Below are 20,206 nucleotides of genomic sequence, written 5' to 3'. Positions count from 1 at the left end.
GTGGGGTGGTATTATAAACATGGTATCATTTATAGAGAATAAGAAGAGATTATTAACAGAGTGTTAAAGTATAAGAATATTATATGGGTTCAATATCATGCTTTGAAGATCTTAGATAGGCTTAGATGGTACTGGAAACCTAAATTTAGAATTTAGTTGGAGGATTGATAAAACATATGTTTAAAGTTAAGAGGTAAGTAAGAATATCTATATAGAATTTTAGATAAGAATGGAGATGCTATCAATTTTATTTACTTCTGCTTGTACTACTCTAATAAGTAATACTAATGCGGCTAAGAGTTTCTTAAATCAAGCTTTGAAAGCTATCTATTGAATATTCATATCGCAAAACAATTAACATCGAGAAAAACCTAACCTACATTAGAATTATCGATTAACTAAAATTAGAAAAGAAATATATGAAAAACTGAAAGCATATGCACATTAAATTTAAATAACATTATTTAAAATCTGATGAATATGAAAGCTCAAGGTATTTACGCTGAAATATTATTACTGACAACTCATTAGCTTGTTAAAGAATATCTTCTAAACTCTATATCCTACTTAATAGTACCATAAACTGTCATATATCAAGCATTCTAAAATATAATGTTAATATTTTTAATGAATATAAATTATGGTAGAAAATGCTATGACGTTACTCACAACATGTACAATATTAACCTCAACTATAAATTTAGTAATTTTACTATAAATTAATTATAATTTATCTAAACATTAGCAGTCCCACTTCTTAAAGTTAAGCCAACCTTCTTATTTGTCAAGTAAAAAATCTGAAATAATTATAAATATTTATGTTGAATAAAATACTATTCTCGTGTCTACTAAAGGAAAATTTTTATACACAAAAATGGTTCTTAATTTAGGTATTATTGCATGACTTATGAAGATCATTTTGATTTTGGTACCTCTAAAAATAAACTGTTATAAGTTGTATTGCTGGGGATACTAAAATTATGCTGCAGTATAACATTTTTAGTTATTTTATGAACCATGCACGTCTTTGATCACTTGCAGTAGCAATTTGAATAATTATGTAAAATAACATAAGAGCTATACAACAAAAATTCTTAACTTTATACTTATAATGAGCACACTAAAAAAAAACAAGTTTCCTATAAATATTAATAATAACAATAATGATTTACTTACTCCTTTCGGTAGGGCTATTTTACGAGATCGATATCTCATAAAAGGCGAAGATTTTCAAGATTTATTTGCGCGAGTTTCTAGTTATTATGCTGAAAATAAGCAGCATGCTCAAAAGCTATATGAATATATGAGTAAAATGTGGTTCATGCCAGCAACACCGATTTTAAGTAATGGTGGGACAGATAGGGGGCTACCTATTTCATGCTTCTTGAATGAGACTGCCGACAGCTTAGATGATATAGTAAGTTTATGGATGGAAAATGTTTGGCTTGCTTCACGCGGCGGAGGTATTGGAAGTTACTGGGGAAATGTACGCTCCATTAGTGAAGAAATATATAATAAAGGTCACTCGTCAGGCATTATACCATTTATTAAGGTAATGGATTCCATGACTCTTGCGATTTCACAAGGTTCTATTAGGCGTGGTTCATCTGCTGTATATTTACCTATTAATCATCCTGAAATCGAAGAATTTATTGATATAAGGCGTCCGACAGGAGGTGATATTAATAGAAAATCTCTTAATATTCATCATGGTATAGCAATAAATGATGAATTTATGAAAGCAGTTGAAAATGATAAGGATTTTGAGCTTATTAGTCCTGCTACTAAGAAAGTGGTAAGTAAAATTAGAGCAAGAGATTTATGGGTTAAATTATTAACTACTAGAATAGAAACAGGTGAACCTTATCTTTTATTTATTGATAGTGTCAATAAATCTATCCCTGAGCATCATAAAAAACTAGGATTAAAAGTTAAAATGTCTAACCTTTGTAGTGAAATTACATTACCAACTGGAATTGATCATTTAGGGAAATCAAGAACTGCTGTTTGTTGCCTTTCTTCCTTGAATCTAGAATATTTTGAGGAATGGAAAGATGACAAAGAATTTATCTACTCTATAATGCTTTTCCTTGATAATGTCTTAGAAGATTTTATTAATAAAGCACCTGATACTATGGCAAGAGCTAAGTATTCAGCTTATCGTGAGCGCAGTGTTGGACTTGGTGTAATGGGATTCCATTCATTCTTGCAGATGAAAAAAGTACCTATAGAGTCAGTGATGGCAAAAGTTTGGAATAAAAAAATATTTGAGCATATAGAAATAGAAACTGATAAAGCATCTATCCAAATTGGTAAAGAGAAAGGTGCATGTCCTGATGCAAAAGAAGTAGGTAGTAGTGAGAGATTTAGCAATAAAACTGCAATAGCACCTACTGCCTCGATTTCAGTAATAGCAGGAAATGCATCGCCAGGAATAGAACCATTTGCTGCTAATAGTTTTATACAAAAAACTTTAACTGGTTCCTTTAATGTGCGTAATAAGAATCTAGAAAAATTATTAAAAGAAAAAGGATATAATAATGATCAAGTATGGTCTTCAATTGCAACACATGAAGGGTCAGTGCAGCATTTAACATTTCTATCTGATGAAGAAAAACAAGTTTTTAAAACTGCTTATGAGATTGATCAAAATTGGCTAATAGAGTTAGCTGCTGATCGCACTCCTTATATTACCCAGGCACAATCATTAAATATATTTTTACCAGGTAATGTTAGTAAGAAACATTTAAATAATATTCATTTTAAAGCCTGGACAAAAGGAGTAAAGAGTTTATATTATTGTAGATCAACTTCAATTCAGCGTGCTGATAAAGTTTCGCACGATGTATTAAAAGCAGATTTTAAAGATTTAGAGAAACAAAATGATAAAGCACAAGAATCTAATAATTATGAAGAATGTTTAGCTTGTCAGTAACATAATACTAAATTTTTGTATAATAGTTATTATGTTAATAAAGTATTTTGATATTAACAGTTACCTTACTAGATTAAAGAAGAGAATATATGTCATTACTTGATGCAAGTCCAATTTATAAACCATTTTCATATCCATGGGCATATGAAGCTTGGCACACTCAACAAAAAATCCATTGGTTACCGGAAGAAGTAGCACTTGCCGATGATGTTAAGGATTGGAAATATAACTTAACTCCTGGAGAAAAACATTTATTAACACAAATATTTCGTTTTTTTACACAAGCTGATATCGAAGTAAATAATTGTTATATGAAGCATTATTTACGAGTATTTAAACCAACTGAAGTATTAATGATGTTATCGGCTTTTTCCAATATGGAAACAATACATATTGTAGCATACTCTCATTTACTTGATACTGTAGGTATGCCGGAAGTAGAATATTCTGCGTTTCTTAAATATAAAGAAATGAAAGATAAATATGATTATATGCAACAATTTGGTGTTAATACTAAGGAGGATATAGCAACCACTTTAGCAGTGTTTGGGGCGTTTACGGAAGGGTTACAGTTATTTGCTTCTTTTGCTATTTTACTTAACTTTCCACGTTTTAATAAAATGAAGGGGATGGGACAAATTATTACTTGGTCAGTTCGTGATGAAACACTTCATACTAATTCAATTATTACACTTTTTAAAACTTTTGTGAGAGAAAATTCAGAAATTTGGACAGAAACTTTACGCAAGCGTATTTACGAAGCGTGTACAACTATTGTACATTTTGAGGATGCATTCATTGAGCTTGCTTTTGAAGTTGGTGGTATAGAAGGATTAACTGCTGATGATGTAAGGTTATATATTCGTTATATTGCGGATAGAAGGTTAATGCAGCTTGGTTTAAAAAATATATATATGGTTAAGAATAATCCTCTGTCTTGGCTCGATGAAATATTAAATGGCATTGAATATACAAATTTCTTTGAGAATAGGGCAACTGAATATTCAAAAGCAGCAACTACTGGTTCATGGGAAGAAGTATTTGTTGAAATGGATTCTAATAATAGTAAATAAAAAAGATTTTTACCCTTATTCCTCAGTGATATAACTATTAAAGAGTGATTTCACACTGACACATGAATCAAGTGGTTATTATAACAAATTAAGGTTGGATCTATTTAGATTCCTGCTTGATGGAATGCTATACATGATATGAAACGTTGCTTTATTTCGTTAAAGAGTTTAACTTCTGTAAAGTTATCTACTCGTAGAGCTATACATTTTAGTAACAGAAATTGAAATATTTAGGTAATTTTCTTTTTTTAAATAATAGGTTAGGGTAGTTTTTATGACTGTTATAAACACTCAAAAATATTATCAGAAAGTTGTAGAAAAAGCTTTCTCTTCTCATGTAGCTAATAAAGCAGTTAGTAGCTTGGTTAAGGATTTATCGTCTTCAAATGGCAAAAATTTTCCTTTAAGTTTAAGAACAATATTACTAGGAGCAAGATTTGTCTTAACTAATCCTGTAAATAGTTATAAGCTTGTTAAACTTGCTAAATCTTCTAATGTGTATCTTGATCCAGAATTTCAAAAGTCACTTCTTGAAAAATCTACAATATGGGAATTTTTAAGAAAACATTCAGATGATTTACCTCAAATAGGTCAAATCTTAGCAAAAGCAGGTTTTAGAGAATTTCAAGATAAGAGTGCGTTAGATCACAAAGGGTTAAAAATATTAAAAGAATGTTTTAAAAATGAAGAAGTGCTTAAAAAGCTTAAAGAAATTGCAATTGAAGTAAAGCAAGAAGTACCTGATTGGACTAAAGTTTCTTCTAAAACTTTAGATATGCTAGCTACTGATAAAAATTTTAAAAAATTTTTTAGCGAAAAGAGTGAAGATATTACAAATTATATAAAGGTTGGAGCAACTGAGATACTTCCAAGCGATTATATAAAAACTTTTGATGATATATTGCAAACACCTGAAAAGAAAAATTTATATTCCTTAGTTACAAAAATATTTGATAAAAATCCTAGTTTTAAACAAGAACTTGCAGAAAATATAAATAACCCTGTTGTTCTAAGCAAATTTAATAAATTAAATCATAAACAACAAATGGTTATAGAAGGTTTTTTAATAGAAGTTAAAGATCAAGCTAGACCTTTTTTAAAACAATATTTTGAAAGCTATAAAATTGATCCTAAAGTTTTAGATACTATTCCTGCTTTATTAAATAAAATTCCTGAAATAAAAGAGATTTTTGATACTCTTAATGCTCCAAATGAAGGTGTAATGCTTGCTCTTGAAAAATCCTTAGAAATAGTAGCTAAAGATAATAACATAAAGGGTTTTTTTGCTAATAATAAAACAGTTTTGCCAAATATTGCCTTAGGTGTTATTGAAAATACCCCTAGTTTGAAAAGCATAATGAACAAGTATAATTTTGATAAACAAATGCTTAATATAGTTGGTGAAGTTATGTCAAAACCTGAAGTTGCACATGCTATTGTTGCAGATGTAAATAAGAGTGACTATATGAGCTTAAGCAGTAATTTAATCTCAGCACTTAATGATCATTCATTTAAACTAAAGGATATATTAATAGAGCAAAGTAAAAAAGGCTTATTTGATAATTTAATAGATGGTATTTTAGAACAAGATGAGAAAGGTAGTAAAGTTATTAAGCAGCAGCTCATAAATTATGGTTTGGAAGCGAATGATGTTACAAAGTTAACTAGTATAATGCCTATATTAATTGATAAACCGGAATCATTACAAAAGATTTTTCGGAATTTTATTAAAGGTGATTATATGATAATGTCAAAGGAGCTAATAATTTTGACTAAAGATAATCCTGAGATTAAACAATATCTGAATGATAATAAGGAGATATTTGCTAATATTTTGGATAAAACTTTAGCATATGTACCAGGAATAAATAGTCTTAATAAAAAAGAATTATATAATATACTACCATCTATGTTAAATCATCCAGATGAATTAGTTCAAGTTATAGAAGGAATTGAACATAAGAATTATCGCAGTGCTGCTACCAATATTTATAATTTAGCTCAAAAAACAAATTACTTTGAAGGACAATTGCCAAATCTTATGAAAGCAGGTTTTAGTTACGCTGCTGAAAAAGTAAAAGATGTATTCAATACATCACAAAATTTTAAGGATAAAACTGTAGATGATATTACTCTGAGAGGCATTATAGATAAAGTACAAAATGGAAAATTTAAATTAGAGGGAGCTATATTAGTAGGTGATTTATCCAATATTGATTTTTCAGGGGTATCATTAAAAAATGCCGATTTAAGTAAAGTAACATCTTTGAAAGATTGTAATTTAAAAAATGTTAATCTAGCAGGAGCTAAACTACCTAGTGATTTAATGCTACTAGCTGATACTTACAATCTTGATAAGACTACACCTTCTTTAGCATATGAACTAATTAAAGAACAACAAAATAAATTAATTGATAAAGCAGTTGATAAAATATTTATACAAGTACAGTCTGAAGGTAAGAGAGGTTTACCTAATAAAAAGGAATTCGCTCAGCAGATAAAAATATTATGCAAAGAAAATCAAGAAATTAAAGAATATATTATAGAGAAATTAAATTTAGTGCCTATGAATATGGTTACTAATCTAGCTGCTCTTGAAACAAATCAACATAAACATATTACAAATCATATAAACTCTCCATTACAAGTATTAAATCCTTTATATGAAAATATAGCAAATCAACAAGATATTAAGGTTAGTTTATTGACAAATATCTTAAGTGAACAAATATCGCAAAAACTTTTTGGTAAAGGTGATAATCGAGGAGAAGATTTTTATATGATTCGTCAGATGCTTAAACAGGTAGTTTCTGATTATGCTAAAGAAAAGCCTAATAATATAGATAATCTTTTAGATTCAGAAAATCAAAAGGCATTAGTAAGTAACATTGCATCTATTTTAAATTCTAAATCTAAATATACTTTAGCAGGTACTATTACCGGCGGAATTTACTTGCCAAAAGAAATTTTCAATAATAAGTTAAAAAATGATCTTAAAGATGAATTTGAAAATAGTATTAAATTAAATATTGTAAGGCATGCAAAAGGTATAATTTCAAATTTAAACAGTAAAATACATATTGTAAATGATCAAAGTAAACCACATGATTATGAATCATTACCAATAAAAAAGCAAAGAAGGGATACACAAAAGGGAATACATTCCTAATGCTCTAAAAAATTTAATAAATTGAACCTTGAAGAACTATATAACATATTCCTACCTATACTTAATTGTTAAATTATAGAAGGAGTTAAAAATAGTAATGATTGAGATGTTCTGCTATATATAATTTAGCTCAAAAAATAAATTATTTTGAATTGAAGTGAGGACGTAGTGGTGCTATTCAAAAATTTAAAAATATATTTAATAGCACATCTTTAGAATAAGAATAAAGGAGCATAAAATATAGTCTTACATTTAAATAATAAGATTAATTTTATAGAAAATAATTCTAAGTTACCTCATATTTCCAATATAAAAAGGGATGAAGAAACACATAGATAACAAATAGTATAGGTTCTCCATTTATAGAGTAGAGCTAAATAATAGGGAATTTTTTTAATATTTGTAAAAATTCTTCCTCATTAGAATATTCCAATGTAATTTTATCTTGCACTTGTTTTTTAAACCAGGTGATTTGTCTTTTAGCATACTGGCGAGTTCTAATCATAGCAGTGTTTAAAGCTTCATCTAAAGTAAGGCTACCATCTAAATAAGCTAAAATTTCTTTTATTCCTACTGCTTTTAAATTTAAATGATCTGTAAAAGAAAATCTATTTTTTATTAAAGTAATTTCATCAATTGCACCTTCTTTAAATATTTTTTGTAAACGTTCATCACATGTTTTATATAAAAATTTTCGTTCTGGATATAAAAATATTATTTTAAAATTAAATTTAGATAAAATCATCTTTTTTGGTAAATTTTGAAAAGAAAAAATAGATTTACCAGTTTGAATGAATACTTCATAAGCTCTAATTAAACGTTGAGTATCACTCTGTTTTATTTTAAAACTAACAAGTGGATCAAGCTTTTTTAATCTATTCCATAATCCTATATTACCTATTTTGCTATGTAACTCTCTAACTTTTTTGCGTAAATCCAAAGATATATCAGGAATATTATTATATCCAAAAACTAAAGAATTGATGTATAAACCTGTCCCGCCTATTAATATAGGTAGTTTACCTCGAACAGTTATTTCATTTATTTTCGCTGCTGCTAATTTTAGATATTTTATTACTGAAAAATCTTCAGTAATAGATAAAAAATTATAAAGATGATATGGAATTTCAACTTTATGCAATTGAAGAGGTGAAGCAGTAATAATAGGAATTTCTTTATAAACTTGCATTGAATCAATATTGATTATTTCGCCGTCATATATTTTTGCAAGTTTATGTCCTAAATACGATTTTCCACTGGCAGTAGGACCACATAATATTATTACATCTTTTTTTGTCACTTATCTATAGTTAATCCGTATTTACTTAATAATTTATTAATTATATTTTTTGATTCTATCAACCCTTCATTACTTACAGATTCAGCTCTTGCAATAATAGCTGATTCAGTATTAGAACAACGCAGTAACCACCAGCCATATGTAGTATTTACACGTATACCATCAATATCATTAAATTTTATTTTATCTTCTAGTAACTTTTCTTTGATTTCTTTAATAATTCGTAACTTTAATTCTGAAGGAACAAAGATTTTAATTTCCGGTGTACTATATGATTTAGGTAATTCTTCTATTATTGCCCCTAGAGTTTTATTGGACCTGCTAAGTAAATCTAAAAATCTTAGTGCTGCATAAATTGCATCATCAAAACCAAAATATTTATCAGCAAAGAATATATGTCCGCTCACTTCTCCAGCAAGTAAAGCTTTTGTTTCATTAATTTTACTCTTAATAAATGGATGACCAGTACGACATATTATCGGCTTGCCTCCATATGATTGAATTCTATCAATTATTAACTGACTAGCTTTTATATCAACTATTATAGTAGCATTTGGATTTTCTTTTAAAATATCTTCAGCAAAGATACATAAAATTTGATCACCAAATAATATTTTACCACTTGAGCTTACAATACTTAGCCTATCACCATCGCCGTCAAAAGCTATACCGATATCACAATTTTGTTCTTTAACTAATTTAATGAGTTCTTGTAAGTTAGCATGGTTTGTAGGGTCAGGATGATGGCTAGGAAAATTTCCGTCAATCTTGCTATTTATAATTATATTTTCATTATCTAAATAATGTTTTAAATCTTCAATAATATTCCCAGTTGCTCCATTACCGCAGTCCCAAGCAACTTTTAATTTTGGATTAATATTAGATTTTTTTTGAAATTCTACTTCTAGAGGTAATTTATACATTGACCAGGTGCTAGAATCACTACATAAGTCTATGTATGCTGCTGATCGAAGCTTTATGTCTCTTGCAATTCTCTTTCTATAAGAGAGTTTAGAAAGAATTCTATTTAAAATACATTCTAAGTATTTATTAGTAATATTGATTTCATGTGTATTTTTATAGTTAGATCTCTTTTGCCAATCAGTATCTAGAATTTTTGCTAGTAGATCCTGTATTTGAGAACCAAAAAAAGGTTTGCCATTTTGCAACAATTTAAAACCATTGTCATCACGAGGGTTATGTGATCCCGTAACCATAATACTAGCGCTAGGTTTAAATTTTTTATCAGCAAAATATAAAACAGGAGTTGGCACAATACCAAGATTTAGGATTTCAGCGTCACCAGCAGTTAGTCCACATTCTAAAGCATTAAACAGAGTAGGGGAGCTAAGACGGCCATCCAAACCAACACAGATTTTTTTATTATCAGTATTTATAGCCATTTTAGCAAAACAAAAACCGATTTTGTAAGCTATATCTTCTGTTAGGTCTTTAAGACTATTACCTCTAATATCATAGGCTCTGAAAATTTCTTTATTAATATGCATGGGGTATATTTAAAATTATTACTTTTTCTAGTGTTGTCAGCATGTTTTAAAAGACAAGTAATGCCCATGTATCTAAAAATTTAACCTATAATGTTATATTTTAGAGATCACACGATTTAATCGAATCAAACTATATAGGTTATAGCAATTTTTTTTGCAATGACATTTTATCAATTTATCAATGAGAATAAAATAACTTAAAAACTAAAGCTATTACCAAGATACACATCTTTAACTTTCTTACTGTTTGCTATTTCTTTAGCTCTTCCTTCTAACAATACTTTTCCTTCAAAAATAACATAAGCACGATCAACTACATCTAAAGTATCACGAACATTATGGTCAGTAATTAAAATACCTATATTAAACTCCCGTAAATAAGTAATTATATTTTTAATATCAGAAATAGCAAGTGGATCGATACCAGCAAGCGGCTCATCAAGCATAATAAATTTTGGTTCTATTGCAAGTGAGCGAGCAATTTCAAGCCGACGTCTTTCACCGCCTGATAAACTAGAGGCAGATAAGTCCCTTAAGTGAACTATCGAAAATTTTTCTAGTAAATTATTTGTTTTTTGTTCGATTATTTCTTTATTATTTTCTGATATTTCAAATATAGCTTTAATATTATCCTCAACAGATAATCCACGAAATATTGAAGGTTCTTGAAGAAGATAACTGATTCCAAGTCTTGCTCGTAAATAAATAGGTAAATGAGTAATATTTATATCATTTAAAAATAATTGCCCTGAATCAGGTTCCATTAAACCAATAATAATATTAAAGCAAGTTGTCTTACCAGCACCATTCGGACCAAATAAACCTACTATTTCTCCTTGTTTTATGTTAAGAGATATATCGCTTAATATATTTCTTTTTTTGTAAGATTTTGATATATTTTTAACTTGTAAACTATCCATTTAATTTATCTTTTCACTAACGTTTTTAAATCTATATAATAGATAAGTTTATTGGTTTTTAAAATATTATCATCACGCTGTAATATTACATTACCAAGTAAGATAAGTTGTTTATTATCTAAAAAATATTTAGCTGAATCAGCAAGCAGTAATTCATTACTTATTTTTCTCTCAACGGTTAGTTTATTAGGAATAATAATATAATTAATAGTTTTTTTGTCACCTACTATTTTATAAAAAATATATAATTCTTCTGTTCTTAATATTGCATTATCAAAATAAATAGCAACATTCCCAAGATATTCCACTTTATGTTTAATTTTATTGATGATTAAAGTATCAGATGTTATATGTAAATTTGAAATATCTTTATTAAACTTCTTTCTAAACTCTAATTCTAGAGGTAATTGAGACAATAATCCAATATTTGAATTCTCATGTACTGCGGTACTATGTTCTATGTCTCCTTCAAATTCTTCTCTATTATAAGCGAGTTTGGAAAGAAGTCTATTATTAGCAAGTACTGAAATATTAATTATAAGAAGTAATACAAGTTTAATAATCTGACAAATTGATAATTGTAGAGACATTGCCTTTAAAAGTTATAATATTATTATCATCTTGAGTATTAAAACTATCTGAAGTAACAGAAGAGTTTTTATAAAGTAGCGTAGAGAAAGAATTACCAGTTATATCTTTATTTACTAAATCAATTTGAGCACCATTAGTATTAAAAATTATATCATCAAAATAAAGCTTCACATCATTTTTTAAATCTAATACACTTGACCCTTCATTTAAAAAACCTTCTTTTGCGTATATGGTAAGAGGCTGGTCTTTACTTGCATTATATGTAACATATATTATATCTAATTTATATTTATTATCTGACTTTTTTATAGCTTGCTCAGCTTTAATAGTATAAGTATTTAAGTTTTTATTTACTCCTTCAAAAATTGAATCTTTTAATATAATATTATATTTGAGATAATAATTTTTATTATCTTTTAAACTTTTTTTTGTAATATTAACATTATTTTCATCAGTAGTATAACCACTCTTAATTAGTATATATCCTACATATAAAATTCCAATTATTATTAAAAAATAGATAGATTTCCAAAGTTTTTTTCGTAGTTTATAGGAAGATAGCATAAATTTTAGCTAATTCCAGCTTGCAACAGATCATGAATATGAATAATACCTGTAATAATATTATTATCAATGATCGGTATATTAGTGATATTCTTAGATTTCATTAAATTTAAAGATTCTTTCGCAAATGTTTCAGATGAGGTATAAATAGGATCTTTTGTCATAATATCTGAGGCAAATCTTAAGTAAATCTGATCGTTAATGTGACGACGTAAATCACTATCCGTTATAATTCCTACTAAATTTTTATTTTTATCCATTACTAAAGCACACCCCAAACATTTTTCATTCATTATAATAATAGTTTCAGCAAAAGATGTATTTTCATATACTAAAGGTATTTGATCGTCTATACGCATTAAGTCTTTGATTTTTGTTAAATTAGCACCAATTGTACCACCAGGGTGATAAACTTTAAAATTATCTTTTGTAAAGCCTCGCTCTTCATGCACAGCAGTCATTAATGCATCACCAAGTGATAACATCATTAAAGATGATATAGTAGGAACGCCAATTGCAGAAGCTTCTACATGTCCAGGTACTAACAATAAAAAATTACTGCTCTTAGCTACAGTAGAATTTTTATTCATTGTCATTGCTACTATTTTTATAGAAGAATTGCGGCAATATTCAATTATATTAAATAATTCTTTAGTTTCACCAGAATTAGAAAGCATAATCACTAAATCGTCTGCAGTGATCATTCCTAAGTCACCATGACTTGCTTCTGCCGGGTGTAAATAAAAAGCAGGCATACCAGTAGAGGAAAAACTAGCAGCTATTTTCTTTGCAATGTAACCACTCTTACCTATACCAGTTAAAATTATCCGCCCTTTAAAAGATAGTAGAAACTTTACTATCTTATTAAAATCTTCAGGGATATTCTCAGATAATTTTTTTAAAGCACTAGCTTCGCTAGAAATAACTCTTTTAGCAATAATTTGGTAATTATCTGTGTTATTCATTTTAATTTTGTAATTAATTATGGATTTCTTGATATAGCTTTAAAAAGAACTCTATATTATTTTAGCTAAAAGTAAGAATCTAGTTTTAGACTAGTAAAATTTAGAACTTTAAAACATAATTTATCTCTCTTCTTTCTTGATTTCTGCTTTTTAGCTAATTATGACATAAAACAATATAATAACAATCTTTCTACGCCTCTAACACTTTAATTAAAATATTTGCGTTCTGTAACTATTTCAGATGTTTCAGAGTTATTTTCTTCATTCCAAGCTCGTTTTTTATTTATGTCATGTCGCACTGCTTCAGTATTTTCCTTAATATTATTTTTTGATTTTGAACTATTTGAAAATTTATCTTTATCAGCATTTTTAATAGTTAGTTTTGCTTTACCTTTATTATCAAAACCAATAAGTTTAACTTTTACTATATCTCCTTGTTTTAAAATGCTGCTAACAGATTCAATTCTTTCTTCTGAAATTTCGCTAATATGAACAAAACCGTCCTTATTGCCTAGATAATTAATAAAAGCACCGGAATCTAATACTTTCATTACTATACCATTAAATATTTCACCGATTTCAGGCTCAACTGAAATAGCTTTAATTTTATCTAATGCGAGTTTTAATTTATCTTTATCAGAAGCATAAACAGAAACTGTACCGTCATCACTTATATCTATTTTAGCACCGCTAGTCTCACAAATTTCTTTTATTACTTTACCACCAGGACCTATAATATCTCTAATTTTATCTTTATCAATTTTTATAGTAATAGTAGAAGGAGCATTTTTGCTCATCTCACTATTAGGCTTGCTAATAACCTTATTCATTTGCTCAAGTATATGCAAACGCCCGAGTCTTGCTTGCTCTAGAGTTATTTTCATTATTTCAAAATTTATACCAGATATTTTGATATCCATTTGTAGAGCTGTAATTCCTTCGCTAGTTCCTGCAACCTTAAAGTCCATATCACCGAAATAATCTTCATCACCGAGAATATCTGATAATACTGCAAATTTTTCGCCTTCTTTAACAAGTCCCATTGCGATACCTGCAACCGGTGCTTTTATTGGAACGCCGGCATACATTAATGCAAGTGAGCTACCGCAAACAGTCGCCATTGAAGAAGAACCATTAGATTCTGTAGTCTCAGCTACTATTCTGATAGAATAAGGGAATTGTGTTCTAGTAGGTAGCACTGGATTAATAGCACGCCATGCGAGCTTACCATGACCAATTTCACGGCGTCCTGGTGCTTTCATTGGCATTGCGTCATTAACAGAGTAGGGTGGAAAAATATAATTAAGCATAAATCTTTCTTTATATTCACCTTCTAAACTATCAACTATTTGTTCATCTAAACTAGTCCCAAATGTAGCACTTACTAAACTTTGTGTTTCACCTCTAGTGAATAAAGCTGAGCCATGAGTACAAGGTAATAAGCCTAATTCACAGGCGATTTGCCTTATGTCTGTAGTGCTACGTCCGTCGATACGTCTATTTTTTTCTAAAATATCATTGCGTAATATATCTGATTCAACAGCTTTTAAAGCTGATTCAATTTGATAATGATTATATTTTTTACTTTCTATATCACTTGCAAATTGTGTAAGTGCTTTTTCAGGTATTATTTCTAAATTACTACTACGTTTCTGTTTAGATTTAATTGCAAAAGTTTGCTGAATTTCTTCTGCAAATAATTTTTTAATCTCATTTTTTAACTGAGCAGGATATAGATCTTGTATTTTAAGTTTTGGTCTTTTAGCTTCTGCTGCAAGTTCTTTAATTAATTTTACTACCGGCTGAAAGCTTTCAAACCCAAATTTTACCGCAGCTAGCATTTGTTCTTCAGAGAGTAGATGTGCTTCTGACTCAACCATCATTACTGAATCTGTTGTTCCTGCAACTACTAAATCAAGCTCACTTATTTTTAATAATTCAAGTGTCGGATTTAAAACAAATTCACCATTTATTAACCCTACTTTACTTGCAGCAACTATTTCTAGATAAGGAGCAGGGGATAAAGCAAGTGCAGCTGATGAACCAATAATTGCAAGTATATCTACCGGAGTTTCAGGATCATATGAAAGAACAGTACAAGTTACATGCGTTTCATTAACAAAAGCTGGATGAAATAATGGTCTAATAGGTCTATCTATTAAACGAGATATTAAAACTTCTCTATCTGATGCTTTTCCTTCACGTTTAAAAAAGCCACCAGGTATTTTACCGGCTGCATATGCCATTTCTCTATAATTAATTGTTAAAGGAAAAAAGCCTACACCTTCTTTTACCTTTGTAGCCACTACTGCTGTACATAATAAAACGGAATTATCCATTTTTACGGTAACTGCACCATCTGCTTGCCGTGCTATTTTACCTGTACTAATTTCAATGGCTTTATTACCCCATTTGACCGTCTTAGTTATTTCATTAAACATTTCTATCTCATTAAATTTAATTATTTATATTTATTATTAATTAGAACAATACTCTAAAATGTCTCCACATTATTTCCACATAAAGATATTAGCTGCATTCCCACTTTCTTAGTCAGAAGATAAGTAATATTATTTTATTTTTCTAATACCAAGTTTATTTATTAAGTCTAAATATTTACTAACATTTTTCTTTTTAATATAATTAAGTAATCTACGGCGACGTCCGACTAGAATTAATAACCCACGTCTTGAAGCAAAATCCTTATGATTAGACTTAAAATGCTCAGTCAAGTTATTGATCCTTTCAGTTAAAATAGCGCATTGTACGATACTAGAACCTGTATCATTTTCTGCTGTAGCATATTCTTTAATTAATTGTTGTTTACGTTTTGATGTAATCGACATCGATAATTTCTCCTTGTTTATTATAAATTAAATACTCGTAAAGAATTAAAGCAACTCTTGTTTAAGTTACCAATTGCAAGCAGGGACTTTTTATAGCGAACCCATAAAAAATTAGCATCTTTTTTGTAATTAAATAGACATTTTTGCCCATATCTAATTTTTTGTGCTTGTTCTCTTGTAGCATCAAGAACCAGGATGTCGTCCAGTATTGCTTCTATCTTTATACTTTTTGTCTCAAGAAAATTTTTTGTAATTTTAATTTCTTTAGAAGGAATAATTCTAATAGCATCTGTTTCTTTAAATATTCCAACTTGAGTACGGCGTAATTCTATCACAAATGCTAAACTTTGCAAGGATAATGCTAGATCTTCTGCTAATGTCCTGATATATGTACCTTTAGAACATTCTGTATAATAAGTAGCAGTAGCATTTTTCCTATCATAATTAAGACATTTTAGATCATATATAGTTATATTTCGTGGTTTTAATTCTACTTCTTTTCCTTCTCTTGCCAGTCTATAAGCTTTAACACCATTCACTTTAAGAGCAGAAAAAGCAGGAGGTATTTGTGTTAAATTACCAATAAATTTAGAGCATATAGCATAAGCATTTTCTTTAGGAGGGATATAGTCCGTAGTAGCTATTATTTTGCCAGCGTAGTCGCCACTATTAGTTTGTACTCCGAATTTTACAGTAAAAATGTAGACTTTCCTAGCATTAACAAGCAGTTGGACTAATTTTGTTGCTTCGCCGACTGCAAGCGGTAATACTCCCTCTGCTTCAACGTCTAAAGTACCGCTATGCCCTATTTTAACTTTACCTAGTACTTTTTTAATGATGCTAACAGCCTTAGCAGAACTTATACCTTTAGGTTTATAAATATTTAACCAATAATTACTCATTTTAATTATTTTTTAATTATTTTGATTTTAACTTGACTTAAACTTAAAAATCTTAGAATATGTAATTTTAGTCAATATACCATAATTAGGTTAGACCAAATAATGACCATTAACCCAACTAATATAGAAAATTCTTCTTCTACTTCAAGTCACAATTTAGATAACTCTTCTTCTAAAATCAACAGACATTTTTTCAAACTTGCAGATTACATTTGGCCTATAAGGCGTCATGAAGTTTCTAAGTTTTTATCTATCACCTTATTAATGTTCTGTATTTTATTTATCCAAAATTTGATCAGAGCTTTAAAAGATAGTATTGTTACGACTATGATTGGTGTTGAGACTATATCATTTTTAAAATTTTGGGGAGTAATGCCGTCAGCTTTCTTAGTGACTGCTGTTTATATAAAAATTGTTAATAAAATGAAAGCTGAGACTATATTTTATCTGATTATATCAATTTTCCTGATGTTCTTTGCACTATTTGCTTATGTTATTTTTCCAAACCATGAAATTTTGCATTTAAGTCCTACAACTGTTCAAGGTTTTACTAAACTATTACCTAATTTAAAATGGTTTATATTGCTTTTATCAAAATGGAGTTTTTCATTATTTTATATAATAGCAGAATTGTGGCCAAATGTAGTTTTTGCATTACTTTTTTGGCAGTTTGTGAACAATATTACTACAGTTGAAGAATCTAAAAGATTTTATCCATTATTTGGTTTATTTAGTCAAACTGGTATTTATTTAGCAGGACAATTTTTAGAAAACTTAAGTAATATTAATGAATATATAACTAATAAATTTGTACTGCAATCGTCTTTTCATACGCTTTCTATACAAATTATACTAAGTATAGTGTTAATTTTAGGTGTAATAGCTATTAAAACTTTTTGGCTGCTTAATAATAAAGTACTTGACAAAGAGCATATGGTGCTTTTGCAGTTTAAAGCAAAGAAAAAATCTATGACCATTACCGAGAGTTTTCAAATGATTTTATCATCAAGACATATTAGATTAATTGCAATTTTACTTATTTGTTACGGTATTGCAATAAATTTAGTAGAAGGCCCTTGGAAAGCTGCAGCTATTAAGGTTTATAAGACTCCAACTGAATATGCAGCTTTTATAGGTAGTTATTTGAGTTATACAGGAGCATTTACTATTTTATTCGTGGTACTTGGGTCGAATATAGTTAGAAGACTCGGCTGGTTTACAGCTGCTATTATCACGCCTTTAATAGTCTTTATTACTGGTATATTATTTTTTGCTGTTAATAATTTTGAAAGATTTGCCGGTTTAATAATAGCTGATTTTATTCTAACTGATCCTGCTTTAATTGCTATAACAATCGGTGCAGTTCAAAATGTGCTTAGTAAATCAAGTAAATATACTTTGTTTGATTCAACAAAAGAAATGGCTTATGTTCCTTTAGATAAAGAAATAAAAATGAAAGGTAAAGCTGCTGCTGACGTAATTGGTACAAAACTTGGTAAATCAAGTAGTGCATTTTTACAGTCATTAGTATTTGTAATATTACCTTCTGCTAGTTATCAATCTATTTCTGTCTGTTTGATGATAATATTTATAATTACTTGTTTGACATGGCTGTGGGCAAGCAAAGAGCTTAATAAAGAATATAAAAACTCTACTAAAATTTCTCAATAAAGATGTAAGTTTTTTCTTGATATTCCTAGAGTCGATCTATACTATTCAGGTAGTATTTTATTTATTAATTAAAATTATTAGGTTTTATGAGTAAAGATAATGAACTGGATTTAAGTGAATTTGATCCTTTAACAGATAAAGAATTTACAGAAGTAGAAAAACAAGAACTAGAAAAACAAAAAAAAGAGTTTTTATCTCAAACCATGGAGTTTCAAGCTCAAGATACTCTTTTTTTTGAGTCTCCTAATATTATAGGTACAACACCTTCAATTAGTGCTTTGTCTGAAAGCATATCAGCTGACAATCAAGCAGTAGATCCGATAACCGAAGCAATAAGAAAAGAAATTCTTGAAAAGCAACGTGAACAATTAATGTTATATCTTTCTACTACGCACCCAGAGTTAGAAGAACACACAAAAGATGATGAAAAATTTAAGTTATTTTTAGCTAATTTGAATTCAGAACAAAGAGGTTTTATTAATGATGCTTTTAAAAGTGAAAAAGTTAAGGTAGAACTTGAGAGAATAGAATTAGCAGGTTATAAAAATGTTCATGAAACATTTAAAGATCGTTTTCAAATAATGCAGTGGAGTGAGACAGTAAATGGTGATAATACTAGAGCACAAATAGTTAAAAATGATGCAGGTGAAGAAATTTGTACATTAACTGAAATAACTTATAAAAGTGCACCAATGGTTGTAAAAAAACAAGATGGTACTGCTGTTACAGTTAATTCATATAGAACTATTGATTTTCCTACCACTCTTGATAAAGCAAACGGTACAATGCATTTATCTATTGTTGTACTTGATGAAAATGGTAATAAACCTTCTATTAATCAAGCAGTATATTTCACTGCTCATTATGAAGAAGGAGTAGATGGCAAACCTTTACTTAAAGAAATAAGCTCTCCGCAACCTTTAAAATTTATAGGCGAAGGCAAAGATGCTATAGGTTATGTAGAACACGGTGGAAAAATTTATACTCTACCAGTAACGCGCGGTAAATATGAAGAAATGATGATTGAAGTTGCAAAAAACAAAGGGCAAAGTGTTGATTTATCTCAAATCATAGCAGAGGATCTTGTAAAAACTCAAAGGCAAGAACAAGCTATAAATCTAGAGCCAATACCACATCAAGCAGCAAGTTCAACAATTGATCCATTGCTTACTACTCAAAATACAAAAATTTCTGAACTACAACAATCTAATTCTTTGGGAATTCTAAATCAGGCACTTAATGCTGATTTGGAAGATAAAAAACAAATTACTCAAGCCCTTTCTAAGGGAGTTGATAATATTAATGTTATAGAAGAACATGAAGCAATTTTAGATATGGAAACTCAAAATTTAAATAAAGATTTAAGTAAATGTTTAGAAGAAAGTAAGCCAGATTTATATGCAGCAGCAAAAGGTGTAACTGATGCAATGAAAAATGTTCTTGATCAGGTTGGAGAAGCATTAAAAGAATCTGTAGTATCAGAAGAAGAAAAAGTTGTAAAAAAAACTGCAAGTATATTAAGTGATGTATCTAAACTTGTACGTGATAAAGCTAATAGTATAAGAAATGCCTTTTGCTCAGGTAATGATTTTAAGACTATTGAAGAAAAAAGAGCTGAATCAGAGCAAAAAATTAATGAATTAGTGAATGCTTATAAAGTTGTAGATGAGAAATATAAACAGGAATATCAACAACAGCAAAGAAGTTATGATAGCACAAAGGAATTAAAGGAAAAACAATCATTTATTGATAATGTAAAATT

At 28.7% G+C, this 20,206-nt stretch carries 12 protein-coding genes and 3 pseudogenes; 5 read left to right on the top strand and 10 right to left on the bottom strand.

Annotated features, from left to right (window positions below):
• Positions 1 to 1,111 precede the first annotated feature (1,111 nt).
• From AC27F4_RS04080 to AC27F4_RS04070, 3 genes are all read left to right on the top strand, one after another.
• Positions 1,112 to 2,935, top strand: coding sequence for a ribonucleoside-diphosphate reductase subunit alpha (locus AC27F4_RS04080; RefSeq protein WP_487062312.1), 1,824 nt, complete (start codon positions 1,112 to 1,114; stop codon positions 2,933 to 2,935).
• An 89-nt stretch (positions 2,936 to 3,024) separates the two neighbouring features.
• Positions 3,025 to 4,008: a ribonucleotide-diphosphate reductase subunit beta gene (locus tag AC27F4_RS04075; RefSeq protein ID WP_487062310.1), complete on the top strand. Its 984-nt coding sequence runs from the start codon at positions 3,025 to 3,027 to the stop codon at positions 4,006 to 4,008.
• A gap of 274 nt (positions 4,009 to 4,282) precedes the next feature.
• Positions 4,283 to 7,177 (top strand): pentapeptide repeat-containing protein, encoded by a 2,895-nt coding sequence (locus tag AC27F4_RS04070; protein ID WP_487062308.1) that lies wholly within the window; start codon positions 4,283 to 4,285, stop codon positions 7,175 to 7,177.
• Between the two features lie 373 nt (positions 7,178 to 7,550).
• On the opposite strand, the gene miaA is transcribed toward AC27F4_RS04070, so the two are convergent.
• From miaA to truB, 10 genes and pseudogenes are all read right to left on the bottom strand, one after another.
• On the bottom strand, positions 7,551 to 8,477 hold the full coding sequence (miaA, locus tag AC27F4_RS04065) for a tRNA (adenosine(37)-N6)-dimethylallyltransferase MiaA (RefSeq protein WP_487062306.1): 927 nt from the start codon (positions 8,475 to 8,477) through the stop codon (positions 7,551 to 7,553).
• Positions 8,474 to 9,358 (bottom strand): annotated as a pseudogene (locus tag AC27F4_RS04060) (phosphomannomutase/phosphoglucomutase); the annotation flags it as partial. The gene miaA and the pseudogene AC27F4_RS04060, both read right to left, overlap by 4 nt.
• A 225-nt stretch (positions 9,359 to 9,583) precedes the next feature.
• Positions 9,584 to 9,985 (bottom strand): annotated as a pseudogene (locus tag AC27F4_RS04055) (phosphomannomutase/phosphoglucomutase); the annotation flags it as partial.
• Between the two features lie 197 nt (positions 9,986 to 10,182).
• Positions 10,183 to 10,905: an LPS export ABC transporter ATP-binding protein gene (gene lptB / locus AC27F4_RS04050; RefSeq protein WP_487062304.1), complete on the bottom strand. Its 723-nt coding sequence runs from the start codon at positions 10,903 to 10,905 to the stop codon at positions 10,183 to 10,185.
• A 5-nt stretch (positions 10,906 to 10,910) separates the two neighbouring features.
• The gene (locus tag AC27F4_RS04045; protein WP_487062330.1) at positions 10,911 to 11,330 is read right to left on the bottom strand and encodes an LptA/OstA family protein; all 420 of its coding nucleotides are present in this window, start codon (positions 11,328 to 11,330) and stop codon (positions 10,911 to 10,913) included.
• Between the two features lie 130 nt (positions 11,331 to 11,460).
• Positions 11,461 to 12,060 carry an LPS export ABC transporter periplasmic protein LptC gene (gene lptC / locus AC27F4_RS04040; RefSeq protein WP_487062302.1) on the bottom strand — a complete coding sequence of 200 codons (600 nt, stop codon included), beginning with the start codon at positions 12,058 to 12,060 and terminating at the stop codon, positions 11,461 to 11,463.
• Positions 12,061 to 12,065: 5 nt separating this feature from the next.
• Entirely contained in the window at positions 12,066 to 13,025 is a 960-nt protein-coding gene (locus AC27F4_RS04035) for a KpsF/GutQ family sugar-phosphate isomerase (RefSeq protein ID WP_487062300.1), read from the bottom strand.
• Positions 13,026 to 13,231: 206 nt separating this feature from the next.
• Positions 13,232 to 15,466, bottom strand: a complete 2,235-nt coding sequence (gene pnp, locus AC27F4_RS04030; RefSeq protein ID WP_487062298.1) for a polyribonucleotide nucleotidyltransferase — start codon at positions 15,464 to 15,466, stop codon at positions 13,232 to 13,234.
• Positions 15,467 to 15,595: 129 nt separating this feature from the next.
• Positions 15,596 to 15,871 carry a 30S ribosomal protein S15 gene (gene rpsO / locus AC27F4_RS04025; RefSeq protein WP_487062296.1) on the bottom strand — a complete coding sequence of 92 codons (276 nt, stop codon included), beginning with the start codon at positions 15,869 to 15,871 and terminating at the stop codon, positions 15,596 to 15,598.
• A 20-nt stretch (positions 15,872 to 15,891) separates the two neighbouring features.
• Complete coding sequence (gene truB / locus AC27F4_RS04020; RefSeq protein ID WP_487062294.1) at positions 15,892 to 16,773, bottom strand: tRNA pseudouridine(55) synthase TruB; 882 nt, start codon at positions 16,771 to 16,773, stop codon at positions 15,892 to 15,894.
• 102 nt (positions 16,774 to 16,875) lie between these two features.
• On the opposite strand from truB, the gene tlc4 reads away from it, so the two are divergent.
• Together tlc4 and AC27F4_RS04010 are read left to right on the top strand one after the other, a co-directional pair.
• A complete protein-coding gene (gene tlc4 / locus AC27F4_RS04015) occupies positions 16,876 to 18,444 on the top strand; it encodes an NTP/NDP exchange transporter Tlc4 (protein ID WP_487062292.1) in 1,569 nt (522 codons plus the stop codon).
• An 86-nt stretch (positions 18,445 to 18,530) separates the two neighbouring features.
• Positions 18,531 to 19,607, top strand: a pseudogene (locus AC27F4_RS04010) (Sca4 family spreading effector); the annotation flags it as partial.
• Positions 19,608 to 20,206 lie beyond the last annotated feature (599 nt).

Source organism: Candidatus Rickettsia mendelii, assembly GCF_057543435.1.
Note: the sequence above shows the minus strand (reverse complement) of the source record. Positions and strands in the feature narration are given on the sequence as shown.

What these genes read in the sequence shown, in the direction of transcription:
- tlc4 (WP_487062292.1), top strand. Translation starts at nt 16,876, where the DNA reads ATGACCATTAACCCAACTAATATAGAAAATTCTTCTTCTACTTCAAGT.
- AC27F4_RS04035 (WP_487062300.1), bottom strand. Translation starts at nt 13,025, where the DNA reads ATGAATAACACAGATAATTACCAAATTATTGCTAAAAGAGTTATTTCT.
- AC27F4_RS04075 (WP_487062310.1), top strand. Translation starts at nt 3,025, where the DNA reads ATGTCATTACTTGATGCAAGTCCAATTTATAAACCATTTTCATATCCA.
- AC27F4_RS04070 (WP_487062308.1), top strand. Translation starts at nt 4,283, where the DNA reads ATGACTGTTATAAACACTCAAAAATATTATCAGAAAGTTGTAGAAAAA.
- lptC (WP_487062302.1), bottom strand. Translation starts at nt 12,060, where the DNA reads ATGCTATCTTCCTATAAACTACGAAAAAAACTTTGGAAATCTATCTAT.
- rpsO (WP_487062296.1), bottom strand. Translation starts at nt 15,871, where the DNA reads ATGTCGATTACATCAAAACGTAAACAACAATTAATTAAAGAATATGCT.
- lptB (WP_487062304.1), bottom strand. Translation starts at nt 10,905, where the DNA reads ATGGATAGTTTACAAGTTAAAAATATATCAAAATCTTACAAAAAAAGA.
- truB (WP_487062294.1), bottom strand. Translation starts at nt 16,773, where the DNA reads ATGAGTAATTATTGGTTAAATATTTATAAACCTAAAGGTATAAGTTCT.
- pnp (WP_487062298.1), bottom strand. Translation starts at nt 15,466, where the DNA reads ATGTTTAATGAAATAACTAAGACGGTCAAATGGGGTAATAAAGCCATT.
- AC27F4_RS04080 (WP_487062312.1), top strand. Translation starts at nt 1,112, where the DNA reads ATGAGCACACTAAAAAAAAACAAGTTTCCTATAAATATTAATAATAAC.